This window comes from Spirochaeta dissipatitropha (assembly GCF_054657935.1).
The window spans coordinates 47,105-69,040 of sequence record NZ_BAAHXT010000001.1; the positions used below are offsets into that span (position 1 = coordinate 47,105).

Genomic DNA, 21,936 nt, shown 5'->3' on the forward strand with positions numbered 1-21,936 from the left:
CTGCGTTTTACTGCAGAATCTCATGGCGGCCGGTTTTCATGAGAATACGGGCCATGCCGTGACAGAGTTTTGACTCTATCTCTTCCTGGCAGAGGCAGGCAAAGATCTCTCTGCGGAAGGATTCCTGGCGCACCAGGGTCACAAGGCTGCTGAGCACCTTCAGATAGTTCAGTTGTTTTTCCGGGTGGGTTGCTACAACGAACAGCAGGTGTACAGGGCGGTTATCCAATGCCTGATACTCGATACCCTGTCGGGAAATCCCGAGAGCTACTACACTGTCCTCCACCATGGAAGTGCGGCCATGGGCAACGGCAACGCCGTGACCGAAACCGGTTGACTGAATCGCTTCGCGCTCTGCTACTATCTCAAAAAACCGTTCCGGGTCAAACCCGGGCAGCTGTTGAAATACCGGCGAGTGGAAGATCACTTCCTGGATGGCCTCAAGCTTTATTTCGCTCTCTAGTTCCCAAACAACGCTGCCATTGTCGAAGAAAACCTGCGACTCAACTGCGTTCATTAATAATATACATAGACTTAATAACTGCTTTGGTCAAGCGTGTCATGCGGAATTGTTGGATACTTAAAAATATTCAGGGACATGAATTATGCCGCGTACTGAAGGTGACTAGACAGGCGTTTTCTGATAGTTTGGCGTATGCGAATAGAAGTACGATACCGGCAGGATGATCCGCGGGCTTTACGGGTCCGACGCGGCATAGCTGCATCGGTTGGGGTGGAATTGCCGTGGCTTTCCATGGCGGATGTGTATATTGTGCAAGCGGATTCACTGCCGGCGGAAGCTGTGCTTGAACAGGTTTTCAGTGATCCGGTCGCCCAGGAAATGGCTGTCGGGGGGTTTGCCGATGAGGGATCCCTGATTGTCGAGATCGGGCTCAAGCCCGGGGTGACCGATACCCAGGGGATTACTGCCCAGCAGGCGCTTGCGCTGCATGGTTCGGCGAATGCGGTTGTTCAGACCGCGGTTCAGTACCGGATGCCTGCAGAAATTGCTGCGGACGAGCAAAATCTCGAGCGTATCGTTTCCTATCTTCATAATCCACTGATTCAGACTGCATGTATTCCTGGTGGACCTGCTGTCTATGCAGGCGATCTGAGAAGTATGCCTCAGCCGGTACCCGAAACAAGTATCCCCGAGGTCGAGCGGGTACAGCTGCAGGGCCTCGATGATGAGCAGCTGCTTGAGCTTTCCCGCCGGCGTCTGCTTGCCCTGTCTGTTGCAGAAATGCGTGCGATACAGGAATACTTCGCTGAAAGTGCAGTAGCTGCCGAAAGAGAAAAGGCCGGTATCGGTGCCGAGGTGAGCGATGTAGAGCTTGAAATGCTGGCACAGACCTGGAGTGAGCACTGTAAACACAAGATCTTTGCTGCTGAAGTTCGGTATCGGGATCTGGACAGTGGTGAGCAGCTTGAGATCAAGGGTCTGTTCAAGAGCTTTATTGCAGCAGTAACCGAACAGGTTTCCGAGCGCAAGAAAGCAGCTGGCCAGGATTTCCTCAGATCGGTTTTTACGGACAACGCCGGTGTTATTGCGTTCAACGATGAGTACGATATCTGCTGCAAGGCGGAAACCCACAACAGTCCTTCTGCCCTGGATCCCTATGGCGGGGCCATAACCGGTATCGTCGGGGTTAACCGTGACATTCTCGGAACGGGAATGGGCGCCAGACCGATTTTTAATACCAATGTTCTCTGTTTCGGGTACCCGGATACCGCTGAGGAGCTTGTTCCTGCCGGTCTCATGCATCCGAACCGGGTTATGCACGGGGTTCACCATGGAATAGTGGATGGGGGGAATCAGTCAGGCATACCGGTTGCAGCCGGAGCCTTCCTTTTTGACAACAGTTATCTCGGCAAGCCTCTGGTGTTCTGTGGCACCGGTGGAATTATGCCGAAAACCCTGCATGGCAAGCCAGGTTGGCAGAAGGAAATTCTGCCTGGTGATTTTGCGGTTATGGTGGGCGGTCGTATCGGAAAGGACGGGATTCACGGGGCAACCTTCAGCTCCGAGGAGCTGAGTGAATCCAGCCCGACCTCTGCGGTTCAGATTGGCGATCCGATTATCCAGAAGCGGATGACCGACTTCATGCTTGAAGCCCGTGACCGTGGCTTGTACCGCTCGCTGACGGATAACGGTGCCGGGGGCTTGAGTTCAAGCTTCGGCGAAATGGCGGAATCTGTGGGTGGCGTCTATATTGATCTGGATGCCTGTCCCCTGAAGTATCCCGGTCTGGCTGCCTGGGAGATCTTCGTTTCCGAGAGCCAGGAGCGCATGAGTCTGGCAGTGCAGCCTGAAAACTGGAACAGCCTGCTGGAACTTGCCGGCGAGTACGATGTCGAGGTTTCGCACATTGGTGAATTCCGGGATTCCGGCTTGATCGAGCTGGATCATCTCGGCAGCAAGGTCTGCCGTCTGCCTTTGAGTTTTGTACATGATGGTGTTCCGAAGATGCAGCTTGAGGCGGAATGGACTGCTCCACGCGGCGGGAATGACGATTCACTGCTGCCTCGGATAGAGAAAGCACTGGATACTTCCGAATCTGGAAGGGCCGATGCGACAATCAATCATCTAGAAGAAATTCTGCTGCACATACTGAAAGACCCGGTAGTAGCCTCCAAGGAACATCTGGTTCGTCAGTATGATCACGAGGTTCAGGGCGGATCGGTGGTCAAGCCCTTTACCGGTCCCGGCATGGATGGTGTCAGTGATGGAGGGGTGGTTCAGCCGCTGTACGACTCGACACAGGGAATCAGTATTACTCACGGGGTTTGTCCCCGCTACAGCGATGTAGATGCCTATGCGATGGCTCAGTGTGCGGTAGACGAGGCATTCCGGGCACATATTGCCCTGGGCGGTGATCCTGAGCGTGCCGGGGCACTGGATAATTTCTGCTGGCCGGATCCGGTTCAGTCGGAGAATACCCCTGACGGTACATACAAAATGGCACAGCTGGTTCGATCCTGTCGTGGTCTGTACGATATCTGCGATGCATACGATCTTCCTCTCATTTCCGGTAAGGATTCCATGAAAAACGATGCCCGGTTGGCAGGGAAGAAGGTTTCTGTACGGCCGACGCTGCTGGTGACCCTGATGGGAATTGTCCCGGATGTAGAGAAATGCATCAATACTGATTTTCAGAGTCCCGGGGACAGCATCTACCTGATCGGCACTACCAAAGCCGAGCTGGGTGGCAGCCGCCTTGAAGCTGCCTATCAGGAGGGACGTCTGGGTCTTCCGCAGGCTACTGAGGACTGGAGCGATGTTACCGCAGAGAAGAATATACTCTCCGAGTATAGCAGAATCGAACTTGGGGACTGTCCCCGGGTTGATCCGGTGACTGCACTCGAGCGCTATCGCTGGATTGCCGAACAGCTGAACTGCGGCAGCATTGCTACGATTCATGATCTGAGCGACGGTGGTTTGGCTGCTGCCCTGGCAGAGGCCTGTATCGGAGGACGGACCGGGGCGGATATACAGCTTGATTGCGGGCTTCATCCGTTGGCGGCGCTGTATTCGGAATCAGCATCGAGATTCATAGTCTCGGTTGCAGCAGAGCATCGGGATTACTTCGAATCAGCGGCCAGCGGCCGCAGCGATGTAGTCAGAATCGGTGAGGTTATAGAGCATACAAAACTTAAAATCAGAATGCCGGAAGGCAGTCTCGCCTGGAAACTGACAGATCTGCAGCGGGCGTTCTTTGCTATGAGGAGTCAGGATCATGAGTAAGCAGCAAAATAAAGCTGGTGCCCCGCGGGCGGTAGTACTGTCAGGCCACGGGATCAATGCTGACCGTGAGCTGTGTACAGCCTTTGAGGCAGCTGGTGCAGCGGTGGACAGAATTACCGTCAAGCGGATGCTGGAGCAGCCAGAGCTGCTGGACAGCTATATGATTCTGGCTTTTCCGGGAGGCTTCTCCTTCGGGGATCATCTTGGATCCGGTCTGGTGCTTGCCCAGTGGATAAAAACCCGACTGCGGCCGGCTATTGAACGGCTTGTTGATCGTGGTGGTCTGGTGCTGGGAATCTGTAATGGATTTCAGGTGCTGGTAAAAATGGGTCTGCTTCCGAACCTTGGCGGGAACTGGAATCCGGAGGTTTCCCTGGTGCATAATGAGAGTGGAACCTTTATAGACAGCTGGGTTCCGGTTGAATGGACCGCTGCTGGAAAGAGTGCAGAAGAATCTCCCTGGCTGCATGATCTCCCGGCTATGATGCTTCCGATCAGGCATGGCGAGGGCTGTTTTATAGCTAAAAACGAGGAAATTCTGGCCCAGGTCCAGAAGGACTGTGTGGCACTGAGGTACCGTGAGAATCCAAATGGTTCCCGGGATAATATTGCCGGAATTACCGACAGAAGCGGTAGAATTCTCGGTATGATGCCGCATCCTGAAGCATTCATCCGCATGACGCAGCATCCGCAATGGCAGCGGCTGAAACGTGCGGGAGCGAATCCGGCGATTTTTCCAAGCGGACTGCTCCTGTTCAGGAATGCTGTTGATGCATTATTGTAATTTTTCGCATGTGAGGCTTTGAGATGTTGAAAATTTCGCCGTGCAGTTGTATCTTGATAATAGAATGAAAAAGCATATGTTGCTGGAAGCAGAAATCTGGACCGTCGCCCGTACTGACAAGGGGAATGCCGTACTCGTACGGCCAATCCACTCGGATCAGGTGGTTCCGATTTTTATCGGCCAGCTGGAAGCACAATCAATCCTCATCGGCCTGGGTAATGTTGCGATGCCCCGCCCGCTGACTCACGACCTCTTCGGCAGCCTGCTGAAATCCCTTTCAGCCCGACTGCTGCGGGTAGAAATCGTGGAACTGCATGAGGGAACCTACTTTTCCAACCTCGTCATTCAGGAAGGCAAGCATTCTCTGACCGTCGATTCCAGACCCTCAGACGCAATCGGTCTTGCCGTCCGAAGCGGCTGTCCTGTTTTCATATCTGAAGATATTGTCGAGGAAGTCGGCGTATCGACTGCACTCATAATCGAAGAGAATCCTCACATGAAGGACAGTCATCTGATGCATGCCTCTGAAATGTTCGAGGATGAGTTTGACGGCCTTGAGGAGTTTGATGATCACGATGCCCATGAGCTTATCGATGAGCATCAAGCTCCGCGGAAATCTCTGAGGGATAACCTTCAGGAACAGCTTGCACGTGCAGTAGATGAAGAAAACTACGAGGAAGCCGCCAGAATCCGTGACCGCCTGGCAGCCTTGAAGTAAGGTATTTTTCTGTTCTGAATCCCGGCTATTCGTGCTGGAGCACTGCCGCTGCCGACCACGGACCATCGTGGCTCAGGCTTATATCAAGCGAAGAAATCGAATTATTGACATCCGTATTGTTATCTGTACTGTAGAGTCGGGGGGGTGACAGTCGCCCGTTCTCCAGTGTGTTCCGGATTATGCGGAGAGAACTGCTACCGAAGCCTGAGACGCTGCCGGCTATCCTGCAGGCGAGGTGGCGAACGGCGGCTGAGGCGTTACCGGCGAAGCCGAGATAATCATGGCAGGCTGCATGATGGCTTATCTTCTGCCATATTCCCTGGTCTGTATAGTTTTCAGATCTCACAGGACCGGCTGCTACTGCGTGAACGAAATCTTCACAACTGTGCCAGATCAATTCGAAATCGAGGTCCCGGATGCGCGCTATTCCATGTGAGAGTGCTTTTTCGGCTGGTGTAATCTGAATCGAGCCGGGGCTGAAAATCAGATCGGGAACGGCCTTGACGGCAGCCTTGTACACGGCTTCCTTGGCAGCCCAGAGTGCCCAGAGCATCTGGGTGGGAGAGAGTTGTTTGTCCTCTGTGAGCAGGCGGAATTCGTTCCGGTGCAGCACCCGCTGGATAAATCTCTCCGAGGACCTGCCGGGGACGGCTTTTTCCCGGGCATCCGGGCCGTTCCAGTGGACGATGTCGTTACCTATGTGCATTTGGGTCGGCAAGGTACTGCTCCTCCATTTCTGCAAGTCTTGTAATGATCTGGGTGGAAATGTCGCGCTGTGCCCGCAGACCATTAAGCTCGCTTCGTGGCTCCAGAATTGAGAAGTTCAGATAGAATGTCTCGCCACGTTTTGGAATGGTGCTGTAGGTTTCCTGATCGCTTCCGCGTAAATACAGACATAGTACCAGGGGTTCTGCTCCCAGTTCCTGCAGGTCATCGATGATCTTGCCAACACCGTAGGAAAAATCATCGGTATCGACGCGGCCGCTGCGACTACGCTTGCCTTCCGGGAAGATCATTATACTTTGTCCACGGACCAGCAGGAGTTTGAGTTTTACCAGCAGTTTCTGGGTTTCCTCCCGCGGAGCACGGCGGACTATCTCGATACAGCGACCGATGTAGGTGAAGAATCGCAGAATCGGTATATGTGAAAAATTCGTTTTTTCCGGGGTGTTCCAGGCAAAGAAGCGGAGATCCCAGAAGCTTCGCCACCATGGGGTCAGGGCCCATAAGAGCACGATTGAGTCGATCATGGTGAGGTGGTTCGGGCAGATGATGAGGGGGCGGCGCTGCCGCCCCACTGCGCGACGGATGTCAGCGCGTACCCTGCGGTATCCCGGTACGGAATAGCCCAGTGCAAAGCGCATCAGTACATGATAAAATGGATACAGCAGCGGCAGAAAAATCCGGGCCAGCACGGCTTGCAGCTTGAGGCCGAAGCGTGCTGCCCGGTTCAGCAGATGCCTGGCGTCCTGATTAACGGTACGCGCGTGATCATCTTTGCTCAAGAATTACCCCTTGAGCTCAAGAATCTTGGTCACAGCATCGCCAAGAGTCTGGATCTTGTCAGCATCCTCGTCATCAATGGCGATTTCAAACTGATCCTCAAAATCCAGGATAATGTCTACCAGACGGGCTGAATTGACCTTGAGATCACTCAGGATATTGGTTGATTCTGTGGCGTTCTTGAGTGCCTCATCATCTTTGGCGAATGGACCGATAATGCCCAGTACCTTGTCGAAAACTTCTTGTTTGCTCATAGTATCCTCCTCAGGATTATTTTGTGTCTCTGCGAAATATTACGCAGGCGTTTACGTCTCCAAAACCAAAACTTGCTTTTGCCAGAATGCTGGCATCGCTGTTGCGGGTTTCGCGTACAATACGGCTTTCAAATGCTTCGAGATCCGGGTGCAGATCCTCGCAGTTTACCGATCCGTGTACAAAACCCTTGTCCAGCTGCAGAACAGCAGCTACACATTCCATTCCTCCAGCTGCTCCGAGTCCGTGGCCGATCAGCGATTTGGTACCGTTAATCAGGGGGATCTCATGTGGAGCTACATCCAGGGCGGCCCGCCAGTTTTCTACTTCCAGCGGATCTGCCATTGTTCCTGTCAGATGACCGTTTACAAGTTCGATGTCCTGCGGATTTATACCGGAGGCAGCGATCGCCCCCTGGATACAGCGTCGCACACCCTCAGGATTCGGGGCTGTCATGCTGCCCTTGCCGCGCTGACCACCGCTGTTAATGTATCCGCCCAGAACCTCGGCGTAGATTTTTGCTCCACGCTCAAGGGCGCTTTCCAGGGATTCAAGCATAAGTACGCCGGCACCTGAGCCGGGTATGAATCCGCCGGTACTGGCACTCATCGGGCGGGAAGCCTTTTCAGGGGTCTCGTTGAACCCGCGGCCCAGGACACGCATGGCATCGAATCCGGCCCAGATGTAATGACTGTGACCCTCGGCCCCACCGGCCAGCATTCGTTTGACGCGTCCGCTGCGGATGTAGTCGTATGCCATTATGATAGCTTCAGTCCCGGTGGAACATGCGCTGGAGTTTGTTGTGACCTGTCCGCCCAGGCCAAGCAGGCCACCGACGCGTGCGCTTACGGCACTTGCCATTGTCTGTTCAACCATGGTGCTTCCCAGGCGACGGGTCCGGCCGTCATTGACGTTCGGAACGACCTTGTCTCCCAGGGTGTCCGCGCCGCCGATACCGGTGCCGATAATCGCGCCGGTATCCCAGTCAACCACAGCGTCTTCAACGGGATGTTCAGGCAGTCCGGCATCGCGCCAGCAGTCGATGGCCGCGATTCCGGCATAGATCATCGAACTGTTCATGGCCCTCAAAAGATCAGGAGAAAAATAGTCGCCCTGAACTTCCTCTATGCCCTGCGGTATTCCGCCTACCTGACAGCTGAATTTGAGTTCTTCCAGCTTCGGAACAAAGCGGATGCCGGATCGGCCTTCGCGCAAGGCGGTTTCGTAATCCTTGAGTCCGTGCGCATTCGGCGCAACAATTCCCATTCCGGTAATAACTACTCTTTGATTGTGTGCCAGCTCAGACATTTCTTACTCCTATTCCTGATGCAGTTGTTGTTGCAACGACTTCACCGTGCTGATTCGTCATGGTGACTCTGGCTCTCAGCTTCCGCCTGCGCCAGAACAGCAGCTCACCACGGATATCTACCGTATCGCCGGGGAGTACGCTTTTGCTGAACTCGACCTCGGCATCTGAAAAAAGTGTCAGCCAGTTGCTGTGTTCTTCCGGTGGCAGTTCCAGTCCAACAAGGTAAATACCAAGGCAGACGACCCCCACCTGACACATGCTTTCCAGCAGAATAACCCCCGGGGTTATCGGTTTTCCGGGGAAGTGACCCTGGTAAAAATATTCATCTTCCCGGAAGGTGTATCGTCCGTGAATGCTGGTTTCGTTTACTTCCAGGATCTCATCGACATAACGGAAGGGATGCTGCTGCGGCAGCAGCTCCAGCAAACGCTGCGGGCTGAGTTTTTCTCCTCTGAAATTTTCCATACTTACATCCTCCCGCCCAGGGATTGTGGGCTCTGGTGTGGGTAATTGGCATACTGAATGCCCTTGAAAATACCGACCTTGGCATCTTTCATGGTGTAGATCAGTTCATCGTCTACAAAGACCTCGGCATTGCCTATTGCTACTGCGCTGCCGGAAGCCGGCAGATCGGCATAGCGTCGGATAGCTACTTCGTAGCGTACCACCTTGTTGTGCGGACGAATCTGGCCCTGGAATTCTATTTCCTTGATTCCGAGCGCCCGCCCGTAGCCCTGCGCTCCGCGAAGGCCAGCGTACAGACCGATGAGCTGCCAGACTGCATCGACTCCCAGACAGCCGGGCTGAACCGGGTCATTGCGGAAGTGGCACTGGAAAAACCAGGCGTCGAGGTGTACATCCTGTTCGGCTACTATGCGGCCGCGGTTGCCACTGTGCTCGATGAGCGGAATGCGGTCGATCATGAGCATGGGTGGAGCAGGAAGGCAGGCGAGTCCGCCCTCCGGTGGATCATCCACCAGGCTGCCCCATGCCAGAGCCATGATTTCTTCCTTATTCAGTGATGATTTTTCCAGGTAGTCCTGATATTTCATGATTGATCCTTTGTTGATTGAAGTACTTTCAGGGCGAGTGCGCCCCAGGTCAGTCCTGATCCGACAACTGCCAGTGCGATTTCGTCCTCGGCCTGGAAACTGTTCCAGTTCTGTGAGAGAACCCCGGGTGCTCCGGCGGCTCCGCAGTTTCCGAAGTCGTTGACGTTGTAGAGGTGGCGCTCGGGGCTGATGCCGGCGCGGCTGATTACCGACTGCAGCATCAGCAGGTTGGCCTGATGGCCGATAAACCAGTAATCCTTGCGACTCAGTTGCGCGGACAGTTCTTTCAGACAGGCACCGCTTTTACGGATTGCAAAGCCCTGCACAGCCGGGCCGTTCTGGCGGAAGAAGCCGCCGGATGGAATGCAGACTTTGTCCCAGCCCGTGGGGTCGGAGTGCAGCAGGCTGTGTGTGACTGCTATGGGGCCTTGGAGGCGGCTGGACACGATTGCGGCGGCGGTGCCGTCGCCCCAGAGCACGGCGGTGTTGCGGTCTGTATAATCAACTGTTTTAGTGGTGTTCTCTACGTTGACTGTAAGGATGTAGTCTGGCATCCGTTCCGAGCGCATCTGCTCGAGGAAGCCGATCTGGGCAGCGAAACTGGAACAGGCTGAACCAAGATCAAAACAGGGAGCGCTGATTCCAAGCTCGTTGGCGATGGTGCAGGCTTCCGCTGGAATGCTGTACTGCGGAGAACAGCCGCCGGCGATTACCATTCCTACCTGATCGGGGCTGATTCCCGCACGGTCCATTGCCATTCGTGCAGCCCGGGCTCCGCATTCAGCGTTGCTGTAGGCGGCCGCCTCATGGGCTGCCCGTGGGTCAGCATTCCGGGTGTCACGAATGTAGTCGAGCGGCAGTACACTCCGCCTGGTACGAATACCGACCCGCTCCATGATCCATGAATCACTGGTACCGATATCGAGGTCTTCCAGGAATTTGTTATCTATCACGGTATCGGGGTGAAAATGCCCGACACCATGCAGATACAGATTATGCAGAGGCAATATGCTCTCCTCCGTCTACCCTGATAAGACTGCCGTTCACCCATCCGGCTTCCGGCATGCTCAAAAGAGTAATGACGTTGGCGACATCCTCGGGTGTCGTCAAGCGACCGAAAGGATTCCGCTGGCGAGCAGCTGCTTTCATAGCACCGCTGCCGGGAATAAGTTTAAGTGCAGGGGTATCGGTGACTCCAGCCTGGATAATATTTGACCGGATGCCGTAGGGAGCGAACTCAACTGCAATCGAGCGGCTTACTGCTTCGAGGGCTGTTTTCGCGGCGGAAACTGCAGCATATCCGCGCCAGGCAATGTCGTTGCCCTCGCTGGTCATGCCAAATACACGGGCATCTGCTGCAAACATGCCGTCGGCATGAAGGGCCTGAACCCAGGTCAGCAGGCTGGTTCCCATGCTGTATATAGTGCGATCCATATCTTCTTTTTCTATAAGATTATCGCCGTATACGGGTGGAACAAGCGCTGAAACGGCATCGTGACCTTCATCCAGCAGTTTTGCGAGAGCAGCCTGAACCGCATCGGAATTGCTGCCCAGTTCGTCTGCCAGGCGTGCCAGAAGGGCAGCATTTGCTTCCTGCCTGTCTTTTTTGACAGGGGCGATTGGTTTCAGGTTTCCGAAAGCTATCGAGTGCAGTAATACGCGGACGTTTCCGGCAGCTCCGGCATCTTTCAGTTCATTTATGGTTGTGGTCAGGCCTTCCGGGCTGAGCGCATCAAGATTAAGTGCAAGAAACCGGGCATTCCCCTGCAGGGAATTGCGTATAGCCGCGAACTCCTGCTCTATACGTGCCATGGCTCCTTTACGGTCCCGATGTACAACACAGACCGAGAGTCCTGCTTCACTCATGCGTTTGGCGGTGGCCAGGCCGAAGCCGCTTGAGCCTCCGAGAATAACAGCCCATTCCTGATCATTAAAAGCTAGTGATTTCATAGTTTTTATTTAGTCGGTTATTGACCGACATGTCAAGCCGGTTATCGACCGACTATCAATTTGGCGCACATCTTGAATTCGCTACTGATATGAAGAGGAAATTGCACGTAATTCTGCAATTTCCTCTGACAAAACGCGGATTTAATGCGATAATAGCATGTACTTATCCTATTTAACAGGAAGGAGCTAACTATGCTTTCAGTTACTGCTTTGCATGCCATAAAAGCCGCGGCCAGTCTTTCGGGCTTGCCGGAGGGAGAATTCGCCGGGGCGGGGGCTATTGCTGACTCCACCGGGGCGCCACCAAACTATCTTTCCAAGTTACTTAAGGGCCTGGCGGAACAAGGAGTTCTTGTTTCACGTAAGGGTGCCGGTGGCGGGTTTCGACTCGCTCGTGCTGCTGAGCTCATTTCACTCTATGAAATTGTCGAGCCGATTGACCGGGTCAGTCGATGGGAAGGGTGTTTTCTGGGACAGAAGGCCTGCTCGGATCCGCATGAGTGTTCTATACACAGGCGATGGCAGCCTGTTCGGGATCAGTATCTGGGTCTGCTTCATGATGCGACCGTTGCGGAAGTTGCCGCAGGGAGGGTAGAGGTATGAATATCTGCGTAACAGGTGTCAGATCAACTCGTGAATACCATGCCCAGGCGGGACACTGCTGCGCCAGGTGTTTTTTTCGATGCAGTCCGTCGGCAGAATCCAGCCGCATGATATCCAGTAACCGGGTTGATATCAATAAAGATCGTGGTCAGTATCTATTTCATACCGGGGATCAGCCATCCGGAATCTGGGTTATCTGTAAGGGAACAATAAAGGTATTCCAGGAAACCGAGGAGGGTAAGCAGCTGACCCTGAGAATACTGGGTCCTGGTGATATTGTGGGCTATCAATCCCTGTTGGCTGGTCATCCATTCAGTCATTCGGGTATTGCCCTGGAGGACACCAGAATTACCTTCCTGCCTGCTGGAGTAATAAAATCACTCATTGCCTCTGATCCCCTTGTCAGGGATGCGATCATCCATTTGCTGGCAGTCGAGGTGGATCATGCCGAGCAGCTGGCAACAAGAATGGCCTATTGCAGTTCAGGGCAGCGCTTGATCAGTGCATTCCGGGAAATGTGCAGTAAAACCAATGGTTGCGATATGCACGAACCCATGGAGATTACTGCTCCCCGGCAGGAACTTGCGGAGCTCGCAGGAATGACGGTGGAGGCTACCGTACGTACCCTGCGCCGGCTTGAGGACGCAGGGATAGTAAAGGCACATGGCAGGAAAATCCTTATCCTTGATCCACTGCGGCTTGCCGAGGACGCTGCTTCTTTCTGAAATCCTGTACAGCCTGCTGCGTACGGCGAACCAGGGTTACGAGATATATCCCGCCAAGGGCATAGAATAGTCCCATCAGCCAGCGGCTGCTCTGCAGGCTGGTTCCAAGGGCAATTGCATGATACAGCGCAAGCGGAAGTACCAGATATATCAGCCGGTGAATAGCCATCCAGGTTTTTCGTGAGAGTTTCAGCGGCTTCCACCACAAGGCAGCGCCTACCGATATAATCAGGATAAGCAAAGAGACGATACCGGCAAGTCGGGCTGCATCAAGCTGTACGGTACCTGACATTACAATGTCAAAGACAAGCATGAATAAACCATGCATCAGCATCAGCAGGAATCCGGTTAACCCAAGGTTTTTGTGCAGTTTGAATATGAGTGGCCGGGTGAAGGCCTTTTCTATGACTGCAAAACGGGTCGACATTACAAACTGATATACCATCAGTACAAATCCAACCAGACCCAGGGCGCGGGCCGGCAGATAAATCAGAGTGAACCAGCCCATGCCCATGGCCTGGTATATCGGGTAGGTTGTCTGCAACCAAACCACAATCGGCAGCAGGGGAAGGGTAATAGCGATCAGCGTAATAATCCAGCGTGCGCTCCGCATCTCGGGGGGTAACTTCAAGACAGTTTTTTTCTTACTCATATCAATAGAATAATCCGGAAAATAGCTGATTAAATTGATCAGGATCAATTTCGGTAGACTTTTTCTGCTGTATTCTGACTTTGTTATGAAATACACAACACGTTTATTGGCCGTCATTATGACCATGGTTCTGTTGGGATTCACTGGATGCGATTCGGATGAAACTGTTTCAGAGGCAGCATCAGAACAGAGTTCTGATCACACCGAAACTCAGGAGCAGACTGATTCCGGGAGCACCGAGCGTCAGATCGAAACAGATAATGGTGTAGTGATAATTGGAATGTATACCAGCGGAGGAAGCAGTTACAGCGATCCGGTTGGTATTCACGTGGAACCGGGGACTACAATCCGCTTTGTGAATCGATCCGGCATGCACTCAGCTACCGCCTATCATGGAGACTTCGGCAGAACGCTTCGGATACCGGAAGGGGCTGAACCCTGGGATACTTCACTCCTGACCCGGAGAAACGAGGAGTTCGAGATAACCCTGACAGTAGAGGGTGTCTATGACTATTTCTGCATACCTCATGAAGCATCCGGACATGTCGGGCGGATTATTGTCGGGAGTCCCGATGCATCACCCGCAGTTGATACGGCAGGCCTGCCGGCAGGCGCAGTCCGTGCATTGCCCGATGTCGAGCAGATTATGCGTGACGGCGTGGTGTTCTACTGATCAGAGATAGATCAGAGCTTGATATTGGACAAGGAGATAATTATGAAAGGAATGATACTGAAATCTGCCATGCTGGTTGCAATTCTGGTATTGCTGCTCAGCAGTTGTGATACCGGTACACAAGGTGGCGAGCTGCGGCAATTTGAACTGATTACCCGTTCGGACACCCTGAATATAGGTGACGGCGTGACTTTTGACGGCTTTACTTTTAACGGAATTATGCCGGGGCCACAGTTGATGGTGAATGAGGGAGATACCGTCGAAATCACCGTAATCAATGAGGACTCTGTAACCCATGGACTATCAATCCATGCAGCCAACGCACAAACCTCGAATTTTGTGGGAAATATTCCTCCCGGGGAAACCCGGACACTGACCTTCACCGCTGATTTTCCCGGGGTATTCATGTACCACTGTGCTCCAGGCGGGCACGGAATCATGACCCATACCATGGGTGGTCAGTTCGGAATGATGGTGGTCGAACCTAAGGAACAGTACCAGATGCAGAAGGATCTCGGCCGGGAACCAGATGTGAAGGTCTACCTTATTCAGCACGAGGTCTATGCCGATGGTCGTGATTTCTTTGACGGGAAAGCCCTGTACGTTATGTTTAATGGAGAAACCTTCCGTTACGTCCGTGATCCTATTCTGGTGCGTCCGGATGACTACGTACGCTTTTATTATCTGAACGTCGGACCGAACATGACATCAACATTTCATGCAGTCGGTGGAATCTGGGACCACATCTACTACGGAGGGAATCCGGAAAACCTCATGAAAGGTACGCAATCGGTGGTCAGCGGACCGACAGACAGCTGGGTAATCGACTGGATTGTGCCGGGAGAAGGCCCCTTCACCCTGGTGACACATGCCTTCGGTACCCAGGCAATCAAGGGAGCAGTAGGAATTATGCACTCCAGTCCCGATCACCCAAGGATCAGTGAGGTGCGCAGTGAAGGACTTGGAACCGATCCCATAGATAATCCAAAACGATTTGTAAGCCCATTCGGACTCGGTGATGAAGAGCTGGATATTCCGGTCAGATACCGTGATGGCGACCGAGTATATATTCAGATGGTCGGTAACAGCTATGTCCCGAAACGAGCCGAAGTCCCGGTCGGCACCACCGTGACCTGGATCAACGAAGACGTGTTTGACATGCTCGAAGGCGAACAAACCGGCAAGCATGATGTAGTTGTGGTACGTGCAGACGGTAACGAGCGATTCAGATCAGAGCTGCTGGATCATGCGGAAACCTTCAGCATGACATTCAACGAGCCTGGAGAATATGAGTACATCTGCTCGATTCACCCCTACATGAGAGCTAAAATTACTGTTGTTGATTGATCTTTCAAGTGTAATTATGGTGCTATAAAGAAGGACGGTTCTGGCCCTTCGGCAGGTTCGGGAGGGGTCAGAACTCTTGTTTACGGGAGAGGGATACAGGAATCAGGTGCTTTTCCGTATCCTGCTGATCAGTTCCATGATTTCGTCCATTTTGCGTGACTGCTCGTTGTGATCGCCGCTGCGGATAGCTTCGGTAACGCATGTGTGCAGGTGGTTTTCCAGAATATATTCTTCCACGCCACGGATTGCTGCAAAGACTGAGCGTGTCTGGGTGAGGATATCCATACAGTACCGGTCTTCTTCGACCATCCTGCGAATTCCTCTGACCTGTCCTTCAATTCTGCTGAGTCTATCCAGAGCTTTTTGTTTTTGCTTATCATCCATCATAATGTATCCTCGAAGTTTAGTTGAATAGTCGGTCAGCGTCAATTAAGCGAGCTGTGTATATATGTGGACATACTATACCCCCGTAGGCTATTATGGTCTATCAACTACTGGAGGTTATACGGATGAAGAGAAGGTTTGTGATGACAGGCTCGTTGACAGTACTCGCGGTACTTGGTGTGCTGACATATACACTATTTATAAATTATGAAGCTGAGGCGCTGATACTGAGGACAGGATCTGATCTCGACGGACCAGGCCTGGTAAGCCTGATTACCGAATGGACTGAAAGTAGGGCTGTCGTTCAATCCTGGGTTGATGATGTATCGGTTAATGCTGTTTTTCCCGATGGTGAGAGAATCAGCTTTCCTCTGGACGAGGATCGGATGTATATAGCAGTTGCACCATTTCTGGACATGACGCATCCATGCGACGTTCATTATCTCAGCAGCTGTAGCGGCGAGCTGAAAAACAGAGACATGAACATCGTTCTTATCAATGAGGACGGGGATATTGTCCAGAATAGTCGGATTTCAACAGCCAGAAATGGTTTTTTTGAAATCTGGATTGATCGTGATGCCGTGTACACCCTGGAGATAGAAATGGATGGTGCTATTGGATCAGGGACTATTTCCGGCACTTCCGGCAGCCGGACCTGTGTTACTGACATTCAGCTGGTGCAAAGTGAGCAGAACAATGCATAAATTGAATCTGTTATTTCTAATTCTGTTTATATCAATAATTTCAATGATCCGGCTATCCCCTGCTGCATATGCGAATCCTTTTACCGATGGCACCGGACAGCAAATGACTCCTCGAGCTGGAACTGAGAATTCCAGTGAGGCGGTTGATGGAACTGTGTTTAGAAGGGTATCCGGAATCTTCCCGGCTCAGGTGCAGAGAAGCTTTAACCGGCAGCTATCTGAGCTGATGGATGGAGGAACTGAAGCTGGCTTTTTAACAATGTTTCTGATCGCAGCGATTGCTCTTGGATACGGCATGGTTCATGCAGCCCTGCCTGGACATAGAAAAACCCTGTTGCTGGCATATTTTATAGGATCAGATTCCAGACCACGTCATGCGGTCATAGCAGGGATCAGTACGGCGTTACTGCATTCCTTTGCCGCGGCAGTTGTAGTTCTGGTGGCCTGGTTTTTCCTGAATGTGTCAATTACTGCAGCGGTCGGAAGTACAACTGTTGTGATCCAGCGGATTACTGCCCTGGCGGCAATAGCAATTGGATTTGTCATGCTCTGGCCAAAAATCAGGCTGATTAAAACCCCTGGTGATCACCATAGTTCTCATGCCCATGATGAGAACTGCAGTTGTAACCGGCCACCAGGTCGAATTGCGAGATGGGTTGGGCAGGGAAGGATGCTTCCCGCAATCGTGCTATCCTCTACATTTCCGTGCCCGGGATCATCAATGATACTACTGTTTGCTCTGGCTGTCGGTAACCTTGCTGTCGGACTATTGGCAATATCTATGTTTGCATTTGGTATGGCGATTACCCTGGTTACTGTTTGTCTGCTCGCGGTTACCGGTAAACATCATCTTTTTGAGCATGTTGGGGGTCGCTTCGGCAATGTACTGCATCATGGTATCGAGATAGTCGCCGCTGTAGCGATTATACTGTTCGGTATTTTCTGGATGTGGAGTGGACCGGTGTATTGATATGAAAAAGCTATTAATTCTGTTGTGTTTGCTGATTCTCAGCCCTAAAATGATCACCGCTCATCCTCACGTTTTTATTGAATCCTCAGTTGAGATAGAGTTTTCTGATGGAGTACCACATGGAGTTCGATTTCGCTGGAAGTTTGACGATTTCTTCAGCAGAATGATGCTGCTTGATTTTGCTGGTTCTGTAAGTGGTCCTCTTTCTGCAGAACAGATTGAGCGGCTGCGTGCAGGAGCATTTGAGAACCTTGCTAACTTCAATTATTTCAGTACAATTCTCATTGATGATTCACCGTTGAAGATTGAAGTCGTCGAAGACTTCCGGGCAGATGTCGCTCAAAGAACCTTGATATATGAATTCCTGGTTCCACTTCGTCAGCCAGGGGGGTCTTCCTCGTCCAGAATTGATGGTATGCGTGAACTCGCTATCGGATCATTCGATGAATCTTTTTATTCCTATATGGAATTCTCCGAAGAACCATTCAGTGTACAAGGTATCAGGCCAGCGGATATTACAAGTGAACTCCGCAAACGGCCTGATTATACTTATTACTTTGATTTAATAGTTCCGGAACTGCTGCATATAAAGTGGAATCCTTAATCCTGCTTGTGCTTGTGATTTCTGTGCATCAGGTACATCATTGGAATCATCATGAGCGGACAGAGCAGAAGTATGAAAGGTGCGAGATTAGCTGGTAGTGCGATAATTCCGGCAGTGAAGAGCAACATAATGACGATTGGAAGAGCACAGCACAGCAGCATCAAGCTCGAATGACTGATTGGTTTTTTCATCTGTTCAGCTCCCATGAGTAAATACGATCTACCCCATTGATGTTCCTGAAAATTAGTTCGACCCGGCGAGCCGGTAAACTGATTGCTTCAAAAACCAGAATACTGCTTCTATGATGTCCTCCCGGAGGATCACCTTCTTCCGACAGGAGTGCATATTTTCTGCCTGAATCGTCGCGTAATTGCGTGATTTCTGTGAGATCAAAATCCAGATCTGCAACATGTGTGTCAAAACTGACAGAAATTTCAAATTGTTGATTATCGGAGTCACTTCGCGGAACTACAGTTATTTCTACCCCATTATAGTTGTCATTTGCCTTGTGCAATAATTGACTGTCAGTTCCAGTTTGCGATTGACCGGCTGCTGACAGACCTGTCATTCCAATCAGTAATAGTCCGGTAATCAGGATAAAGACCCGGATCAGTTTCCAGTTTGGTGAAGATAGTCGTTCCATACGACCTCCTTGTGTGTATAAATTGTGGGATTTTATGGTCCCCATCATGACAGTAAAACCAATGGCATTTGACAGAATTCCAGAAAGAATCAGCTGCAGCTGGTACCTTGCAAGTAGTACAGCAAGGCCTGAAAGACCCAGTAAGGGCAGCAGTCCTACCAGGGCGTGAGCACAGCATGCCAGCATCGCTCCGCTGGATATCGTTCCGCTGGCAGCAAGTTCTGCAGTCAGGGATTTTTTACGCATGCTGGCATGAATATAACTGAACAAACCGCTTTGTAATCCAAATCCCGTCGAGAGTAGCAGAACCCAGTACCAGACTCGACTGATTTCGCGCTGGAGGCCTGTAAGTGAATTCCTGTTTACTGCAGCGGTAACGGTAAAAAAGATCATGGATAAAGCCAGGGCAGCGATACATCCAATCAAGATGTGTTTTTTGTTTTTTGACGATAGCATACCCCAGTACCCTATTTTAGTTTGTTGAGTTTGTCAAGTTAGATTGTTATTCCCTTGCATACCCTCGGGGGGTATGCTATAATGAAGGTATGTTGGAATTTACAGATATATCGGAAGTATTCAGACTGAAAATTTCCAGGGAGCTTACAGAACAGCAAAAGTCTGATCTCCTGAATCGTCTTGGTGAACTACCGGGAGTGGAAATAGTAAATCTGGTAGGAAGTGAAATCAGGTTGAATTATTATCCTCATGCAGTTTCTGATCAGGACATTCGTGCTGCAATAATTGAAGTTGGAGCTGTGGAGAATCTCCCAAAGAAGAAAAATCCGATCGCCCGTTTTATTGATCGTCTGGCGCGGGATAATCAGGAAAGTTTTGGCGGTCGCCGAATGGATTGTTGTGATCTTCCTGGTAAGGATTGATCGACTTAAGGAGTAGTGCTAAGCCCAGAAGTATGATTGATTTAATCAGAATGATGTAGGCAAATGTGTCATTGCCTCGGTGATATGGGGTTATTTCCATATTCGGATAGAGCGGAATAGTGCTCACAAGTGAAGCCTCTGTAAACATGGGGATGCTGTCAATAATTGCTCCGCTGATATCTACTGTGGATGTCAGTCCGGATATGGTTGCCAGAGCAAGAGGTCTTCGGGCTTCTACTGCTCTGAACCGGGTAACTGCAAATTGCTGATATTGTGCCGAGGCTGTCTGGGACCATGAATTGTTTGTCAGATTCAGTAGAAGATCTGCACCATTCATGACGAAGTCCCGGTTCAGTCCGGCAAATGATCCTTCAAAGCTGATGGGAACCCCGACCGATATATCAGCTTGCGGGCTGGCTTTTAATGGAATCTTGAATAGTACTACCTCGTTGGCAGGAGTCCATGTGGCATAGACTCCCAGGATATTCCGAAAAAACCATTGTGCCGGACCAGTCTCATGGAATGGAATGTGTTCTGCGAAAGGTACGAGATGTCGCTTGCCATATCTCTGGATAATATCTCCGTTTTCCGGATCAATGAGTATAACTGCATTCCATGCCTGACCACCTGGTAATGATCGAGAGAAATAGGGACTGCCAGTCAGGACTGGTGTACTCAGATTCCGAATGAATCCGAATTTTTCTCGGTGATCTTTATAGGGTACTGGAATTGAGCTTTCGCTCCATACTACAAGGTCAATATTGTTGTTATTACCTGCTGGCTCGGAAAGTCGTTCCAGAATTTCTATGGTTCCAGTAAGGCTGTCAGGCTGCCATGGGTTGGTGTTCTGCTGTACAAGCAGCAGGCTGATACCTGCGGAAGCAGGAGGTAGACTTCCTAATCGAATGTAGCCATATGCGGTAGTCAGGCCGAATAGCACAGCAGCAATCAGGAGGCCAATTGTTGTCTGCCTGTTTCTGCGGGCAATGAATTCTGCAATTAGAGAGTTAGTGTAGATTATTATGAAGCTGAGGCCGTACACTCCAGTAAGGTCAGTAATCTGGATGAGAGGAATAACATTACTGAAGCTGTAGGCTGCGTACCCCCAGGGGAATCCAAGGTAACCTTGACCTTTCAGAAATTCGAAGGCTGTCCATGTGATCGAAAAACCAATGGGTCGAAGTGCTCCAGGGAGTCTGCGCATAAGGTGGAGCATCGGGGCCAGGGCGGTATACATGAGTGTGTATGCGAGTACTGGACCTCCAAGAGACCAGATGGCAAATGAGCCGAAATTACCAAGCCAGTAATGCATAAACAGGGTTACTGAAGCGCCAAATACAGCAAGAATCAAGAGAGAGCTGCGAATAGTTCTTGATTTGATTATGTGAATATACAGCGGAACCAGTGCTATCAGTCCGATTATAGGACTTCCGAAGTTGAACAGCTCATTCGGCTGGGCAGCAGCATACAGGGCTGCTGAGGCAATACTCAGAATAATACCGATCATAGCTCAGACAAGCAGTACAAGGTGGATCAGGTAGTAGAGAATAACCGATGCTGATGCAAGGAGAGCAATCAGAATGCTGTCTCGTCCGTAGGATGTTGCTCGTGTTGTATGTTTGTTCGCCACAATGCTGAATGCTGCAGTTGTCTTGCGGCGATACAGGAAAATAAACAGTGCAGTAGCTGCCATAACAAGGCTTCCCGCATGGGCTACTGTCAGCTGGCCATATGCCTGGGGATTGCTGCGGAAAAACTCCACGACAAATCGATTAAATGCGAATCCTATGGCATAAATCAGGAAGAGCTCGCCATGACGATGAGTACGGTCGCGTAATCTCCAGATAAGAAGAAACAGGGCGTAATTCAGCAGGGACTCGTAGATCTGCACTGGATGGAGGTATTCTCCCTGGACCTGTACAGTCCAGAAAAAGGAGCGTGAGGCAGGTATTCCGAAAACATCGCAGCCAATGCGGCCTATGGCTTGCCCAAGGATAATCCCCGGTGCAAATATGTCGGCTGCCTGCCAGAAAGAATATTGTCTTATACGACAGTACAGGACGGTTCCGATAATACCACCAAGTAATCCTCCCTGTATCGAAAGGCCACCTTCATGGAATGCAAAAATTCTCATTGGGTGGGCCAGGAAATATTCCGGTGAAAACACGATTGCATAGTACAAGCGCGCTCCGACAATTGCGGATAAAATTGCAACCAGCCCGATTGAAAGGAGCTGGTTTTCATCATATGCCTTCTGCCCTGCTATCCTGCGGACAAGAATCAAGCCGGCTGTCATGCCGAGTGCGGAGAAAAGCCCAAGAAGGGTAAGGGTGAATGGCCCGATGCTGAATAATACATTGTGCATAATGTACCATACCCTGGTACCCTATAGGCTTGTCAAGTATGTTCTTGGTAGTATCTCGGGCCTGAAATCCTGCCT

The 21,936-nt window shown here is 51.3% G+C and carries 26 protein-coding genes; 11 read left to right on the forward strand and 15 right to left on the reverse strand.

Translation table 11 applies throughout. The annotated features are described in order from the left end of the window. Nucleotides 1-7 precede the first annotated feature (7 nt). The gene (locus ACYQ2L_RS00200; protein ID WP_460049784.1) at nucleotides 8-517 is read right to left on the reverse strand and encodes a PTS sugar transporter subunit IIA; all 510 of its coding nucleotides are present in this window, start codon (nucleotides 515-517) and stop codon (nucleotides 8-10) included. A 138-nt stretch (nucleotides 518-655) separates the two neighbouring features. On the opposite strand from ACYQ2L_RS00200, the gene ACYQ2L_RS00205 reads away from it, so the two are divergent. The 3 genes from ACYQ2L_RS00205 (at nucleotide 656) to ACYQ2L_RS00215 (ending at nucleotide 5,247) form a co-directional block, all read left to right on the forward strand. Then, nucleotides 656-3,745: an AIR synthase-related protein gene (locus ACYQ2L_RS00205; RefSeq protein ID WP_460049786.1), complete on the forward strand. Its 3,090-nt coding sequence runs from the start codon at nucleotides 656-658 to the stop codon at nucleotides 3,743-3,745. Then, nucleotides 3,738-4,529, forward strand: coding sequence for a phosphoribosylformylglycinamidine synthase subunit PurQ (locus ACYQ2L_RS00210; RefSeq protein ID WP_460049788.1), 792 nt, complete (start codon nucleotides 3,738-3,740; stop codon nucleotides 4,527-4,529). Before ACYQ2L_RS00205 ends, ACYQ2L_RS00210 begins: the two co-directional genes overlap by 8 nt. A 64-nt stretch (nucleotides 4,530-4,593) precedes the next feature. Then, nucleotides 4,594-5,247 carry a bifunctional nuclease family protein gene (locus ACYQ2L_RS00215; RefSeq protein WP_460049790.1) on the forward strand — a complete coding sequence of 218 codons (654 nt, stop codon included), beginning with the start codon at nucleotides 4,594-4,596 and terminating at the stop codon, nucleotides 5,245-5,247. Between the two features lie 25 nt (nucleotides 5,248-5,272). On the opposite strand, the gene ACYQ2L_RS00220 is transcribed toward ACYQ2L_RS00215, so the two are convergent. Genes ACYQ2L_RS00220 through ACYQ2L_RS00255 form a run of 8 tightly spaced genes read right to left on the reverse strand, consistent with a single transcriptional unit; the run spans nucleotide 5,273 to nucleotide 11,313 of the window. Next, nucleotides 5,273-5,965 carry a 4'-phosphopantetheinyl transferase family protein gene (locus ACYQ2L_RS00220; protein ID WP_460049792.1) on the reverse strand — a complete coding sequence of 231 codons (693 nt, stop codon included), beginning with the start codon at nucleotides 5,963-5,965 and terminating at the stop codon, nucleotides 5,273-5,275. After that, nucleotides 5,940-6,752 (reverse strand): 1-acyl-sn-glycerol-3-phosphate acyltransferase, encoded by an 813-nt coding sequence (locus tag ACYQ2L_RS00225; protein WP_460049794.1) that lies wholly within the window; start codon nucleotides 6,750-6,752, stop codon nucleotides 5,940-5,942. The genes ACYQ2L_RS00220 and ACYQ2L_RS00225 overlap by 26 nt, the downstream gene beginning before the upstream one ends. 3 nt (nucleotides 6,753-6,755) lie before the next feature. Next, nucleotides 6,756-7,004 (reverse strand): phosphopantetheine-binding protein, encoded by a 249-nt coding sequence (locus tag ACYQ2L_RS00230; protein WP_460049796.1) that lies wholly within the window; start codon nucleotides 7,002-7,004, stop codon nucleotides 6,756-6,758. Nucleotides 7,005-7,020: 16 nt separating this feature from the next. After that, on the reverse strand, nucleotides 7,021-8,310 hold the full coding sequence (locus ACYQ2L_RS00235) for a beta-ketoacyl-[acyl-carrier-protein] synthase family protein (protein ID WP_460049798.1): 1,290 nt from the start codon (nucleotides 8,308-8,310) through the stop codon (nucleotides 7,021-7,023). Continuing rightward, entirely contained in the window at nucleotides 8,303-8,776 is a 474-nt protein-coding gene (locus ACYQ2L_RS00240) for a 3-hydroxyacyl-ACP dehydratase FabZ family protein (protein ID WP_460049800.1), read from the reverse strand. Before ACYQ2L_RS00240 ends, ACYQ2L_RS00235 begins: the two co-directional genes overlap by 8 nt. A gap of 2 nt (nucleotides 8,777-8,778) precedes the next feature. Further along, nucleotides 8,779-9,363, reverse strand: a complete 585-nt coding sequence (gene fabA, locus ACYQ2L_RS00245; RefSeq protein WP_460049802.1) for a bifunctional 3-hydroxydecanoyl-ACP dehydratase/trans-2-decenoyl-ACP isomerase — start codon at nucleotides 9,361-9,363, stop codon at nucleotides 8,779-8,781. Beyond that, on the reverse strand, nucleotides 9,360-10,370 hold the full coding sequence (locus ACYQ2L_RS00250; protein WP_460049804.1) for a 3-oxoacyl-ACP synthase III family protein: 1,011 nt from the start codon (nucleotides 10,368-10,370) through the stop codon (nucleotides 9,360-9,362). The genes fabA and ACYQ2L_RS00250 overlap by 4 nt, the downstream gene beginning before the upstream one ends. Next, nucleotides 10,357-11,313, reverse strand: a complete 957-nt coding sequence (locus ACYQ2L_RS00255) for an SDR family oxidoreductase (protein WP_460049806.1) — start codon at nucleotides 11,311-11,313, stop codon at nucleotides 10,357-10,359. Before ACYQ2L_RS00255 ends, ACYQ2L_RS00250 begins: the two co-directional genes overlap by 14 nt. A gap of 192 nt (nucleotides 11,314-11,505) precedes the next feature. Here ACYQ2L_RS00255 and ACYQ2L_RS00260 point away from each other — a divergent pair, with 192 nt between their 5' ends. Beyond that, complete coding sequence (locus ACYQ2L_RS00260; RefSeq protein ID WP_460049808.1) at nucleotides 11,506-11,916, forward strand: RrF2 family transcriptional regulator; 411 nt, start codon at nucleotides 11,506-11,508, stop codon at nucleotides 11,914-11,916. Beyond that, on the forward strand, nucleotides 11,913-12,641 hold the full coding sequence (locus ACYQ2L_RS00265) for a Crp/Fnr family transcriptional regulator (protein WP_460049810.1): 729 nt from the start codon (nucleotides 11,913-11,915) through the stop codon (nucleotides 12,639-12,641). The genes ACYQ2L_RS00260 and ACYQ2L_RS00265 overlap by 4 nt, the downstream gene beginning before the upstream one ends. On the opposite strand, the gene ACYQ2L_RS00270 is transcribed toward ACYQ2L_RS00265, so the two are convergent. After that, complete coding sequence (locus tag ACYQ2L_RS00270) at nucleotides 12,595-13,293, reverse strand: ferric reductase-like transmembrane domain-containing protein (RefSeq protein WP_460049812.1); 699 nt, start codon at nucleotides 13,291-13,293, stop codon at nucleotides 12,595-12,597. The genes ACYQ2L_RS00265 and ACYQ2L_RS00270 overlap by 47 nt on opposite strands. 85 nt (nucleotides 13,294-13,378) lie before the next feature. On the opposite strand from ACYQ2L_RS00270, the gene ACYQ2L_RS00275 reads away from it, so the two are divergent. Then, complete coding sequence (locus ACYQ2L_RS00275; RefSeq protein WP_460049814.1) at nucleotides 13,379-13,966, forward strand: plastocyanin/azurin family copper-binding protein; 588 nt, start codon at nucleotides 13,379-13,381, stop codon at nucleotides 13,964-13,966. A 42-nt stretch (nucleotides 13,967-14,008) separates the two neighbouring features. After that, complete coding sequence (locus ACYQ2L_RS00280; RefSeq protein ID WP_460049816.1) at nucleotides 14,009-15,313, forward strand: plastocyanin/azurin family copper-binding protein; 1,305 nt, start codon at nucleotides 14,009-14,011, stop codon at nucleotides 15,311-15,313. Nucleotides 15,314-15,415: 102 nt separating this feature from the next. On the opposite strand, the gene ACYQ2L_RS00285 is transcribed toward ACYQ2L_RS00280, so the two are convergent. Further along, on the reverse strand, nucleotides 15,416-15,700 hold the full coding sequence (locus ACYQ2L_RS00285; protein ID WP_460049818.1) for a metal-sensitive transcriptional regulator: 285 nt from the start codon (nucleotides 15,698-15,700) through the stop codon (nucleotides 15,416-15,418). Nucleotides 15,701-15,822: 122 nt separating this feature from the next. Between ACYQ2L_RS00285 and ACYQ2L_RS00290 the strand changes: the two genes are divergently transcribed. From ACYQ2L_RS00290 to ACYQ2L_RS00300, 3 genes are read left to right on the forward strand one after another with little or no spacing between them, the layout of a single operon-like run. Further along, complete coding sequence (locus ACYQ2L_RS00290) at nucleotides 15,823-16,401, forward strand: CueP family metal-binding protein (RefSeq protein WP_460049820.1); 579 nt, start codon at nucleotides 15,823-15,825, stop codon at nucleotides 16,399-16,401. Further along, nucleotides 16,394-17,371 (forward strand): nickel/cobalt transporter, encoded by a 978-nt coding sequence (locus ACYQ2L_RS00295; RefSeq protein ID WP_460049822.1) that lies wholly within the window; start codon nucleotides 16,394-16,396, stop codon nucleotides 17,369-17,371. Before ACYQ2L_RS00290 ends, ACYQ2L_RS00295 begins: the two co-directional genes overlap by 8 nt. Before the next feature lies 1 nt (nucleotide 17,372). Continuing rightward, complete coding sequence (locus tag ACYQ2L_RS00300; protein ID WP_460049824.1) at nucleotides 17,373-17,975, forward strand: DUF1007 family protein; 603 nt, start codon at nucleotides 17,373-17,375, stop codon at nucleotides 17,973-17,975. Here ACYQ2L_RS00300 and ACYQ2L_RS00305 read toward each other — a convergent pair. Then, complete coding sequence (locus ACYQ2L_RS00305; protein ID WP_460049826.1) at nucleotides 17,972-18,166, reverse strand: hypothetical protein; 195 nt, start codon at nucleotides 18,164-18,166, stop codon at nucleotides 17,972-17,974. The two genes, ACYQ2L_RS00300 and ACYQ2L_RS00305, sit on opposite strands and share 4 nt — an antisense overlap. Further along, the gene (locus ACYQ2L_RS00310; RefSeq protein WP_460049828.1) at nucleotides 18,163-19,074 is read right to left on the reverse strand and encodes a hypothetical protein; all 912 of its coding nucleotides are present in this window, start codon (nucleotides 19,072-19,074) and stop codon (nucleotides 18,163-18,165) included. Before ACYQ2L_RS00310 ends, ACYQ2L_RS00305 begins: the two co-directional genes overlap by 4 nt. Before the next feature lie 89 nt (nucleotides 19,075-19,163). Here ACYQ2L_RS00310 and ACYQ2L_RS00315 point away from each other — a divergent pair, with 89 nt between their 5' ends. Further along, complete coding sequence (locus ACYQ2L_RS00315) at nucleotides 19,164-19,496, forward strand: LDCC motif putative metal-binding protein (RefSeq protein ID WP_460049830.1); 333 nt, start codon at nucleotides 19,164-19,166, stop codon at nucleotides 19,494-19,496. Here the strand turns inward: ACYQ2L_RS00315 and lnt are convergent. Further along, the gene (lnt, locus tag ACYQ2L_RS00320; protein WP_460049832.1) at nucleotides 19,414-21,003 is read right to left on the reverse strand and encodes an apolipoprotein N-acyltransferase; all 1,590 of its coding nucleotides are present in this window, start codon (nucleotides 21,001-21,003) and stop codon (nucleotides 19,414-19,416) included. The two genes, ACYQ2L_RS00315 and lnt, sit on opposite strands and share 83 nt — an antisense overlap. Before the next feature lie 3 nt (nucleotides 21,004-21,006). Next, nucleotides 21,007-21,861, reverse strand: coding sequence for a prolipoprotein diacylglyceryl transferase (gene lgt / locus ACYQ2L_RS00325; protein ID WP_460049834.1), 855 nt, complete (start codon nucleotides 21,859-21,861; stop codon nucleotides 21,007-21,009). Nucleotides 21,862-21,936: the final 75 nt, after the last annotated feature.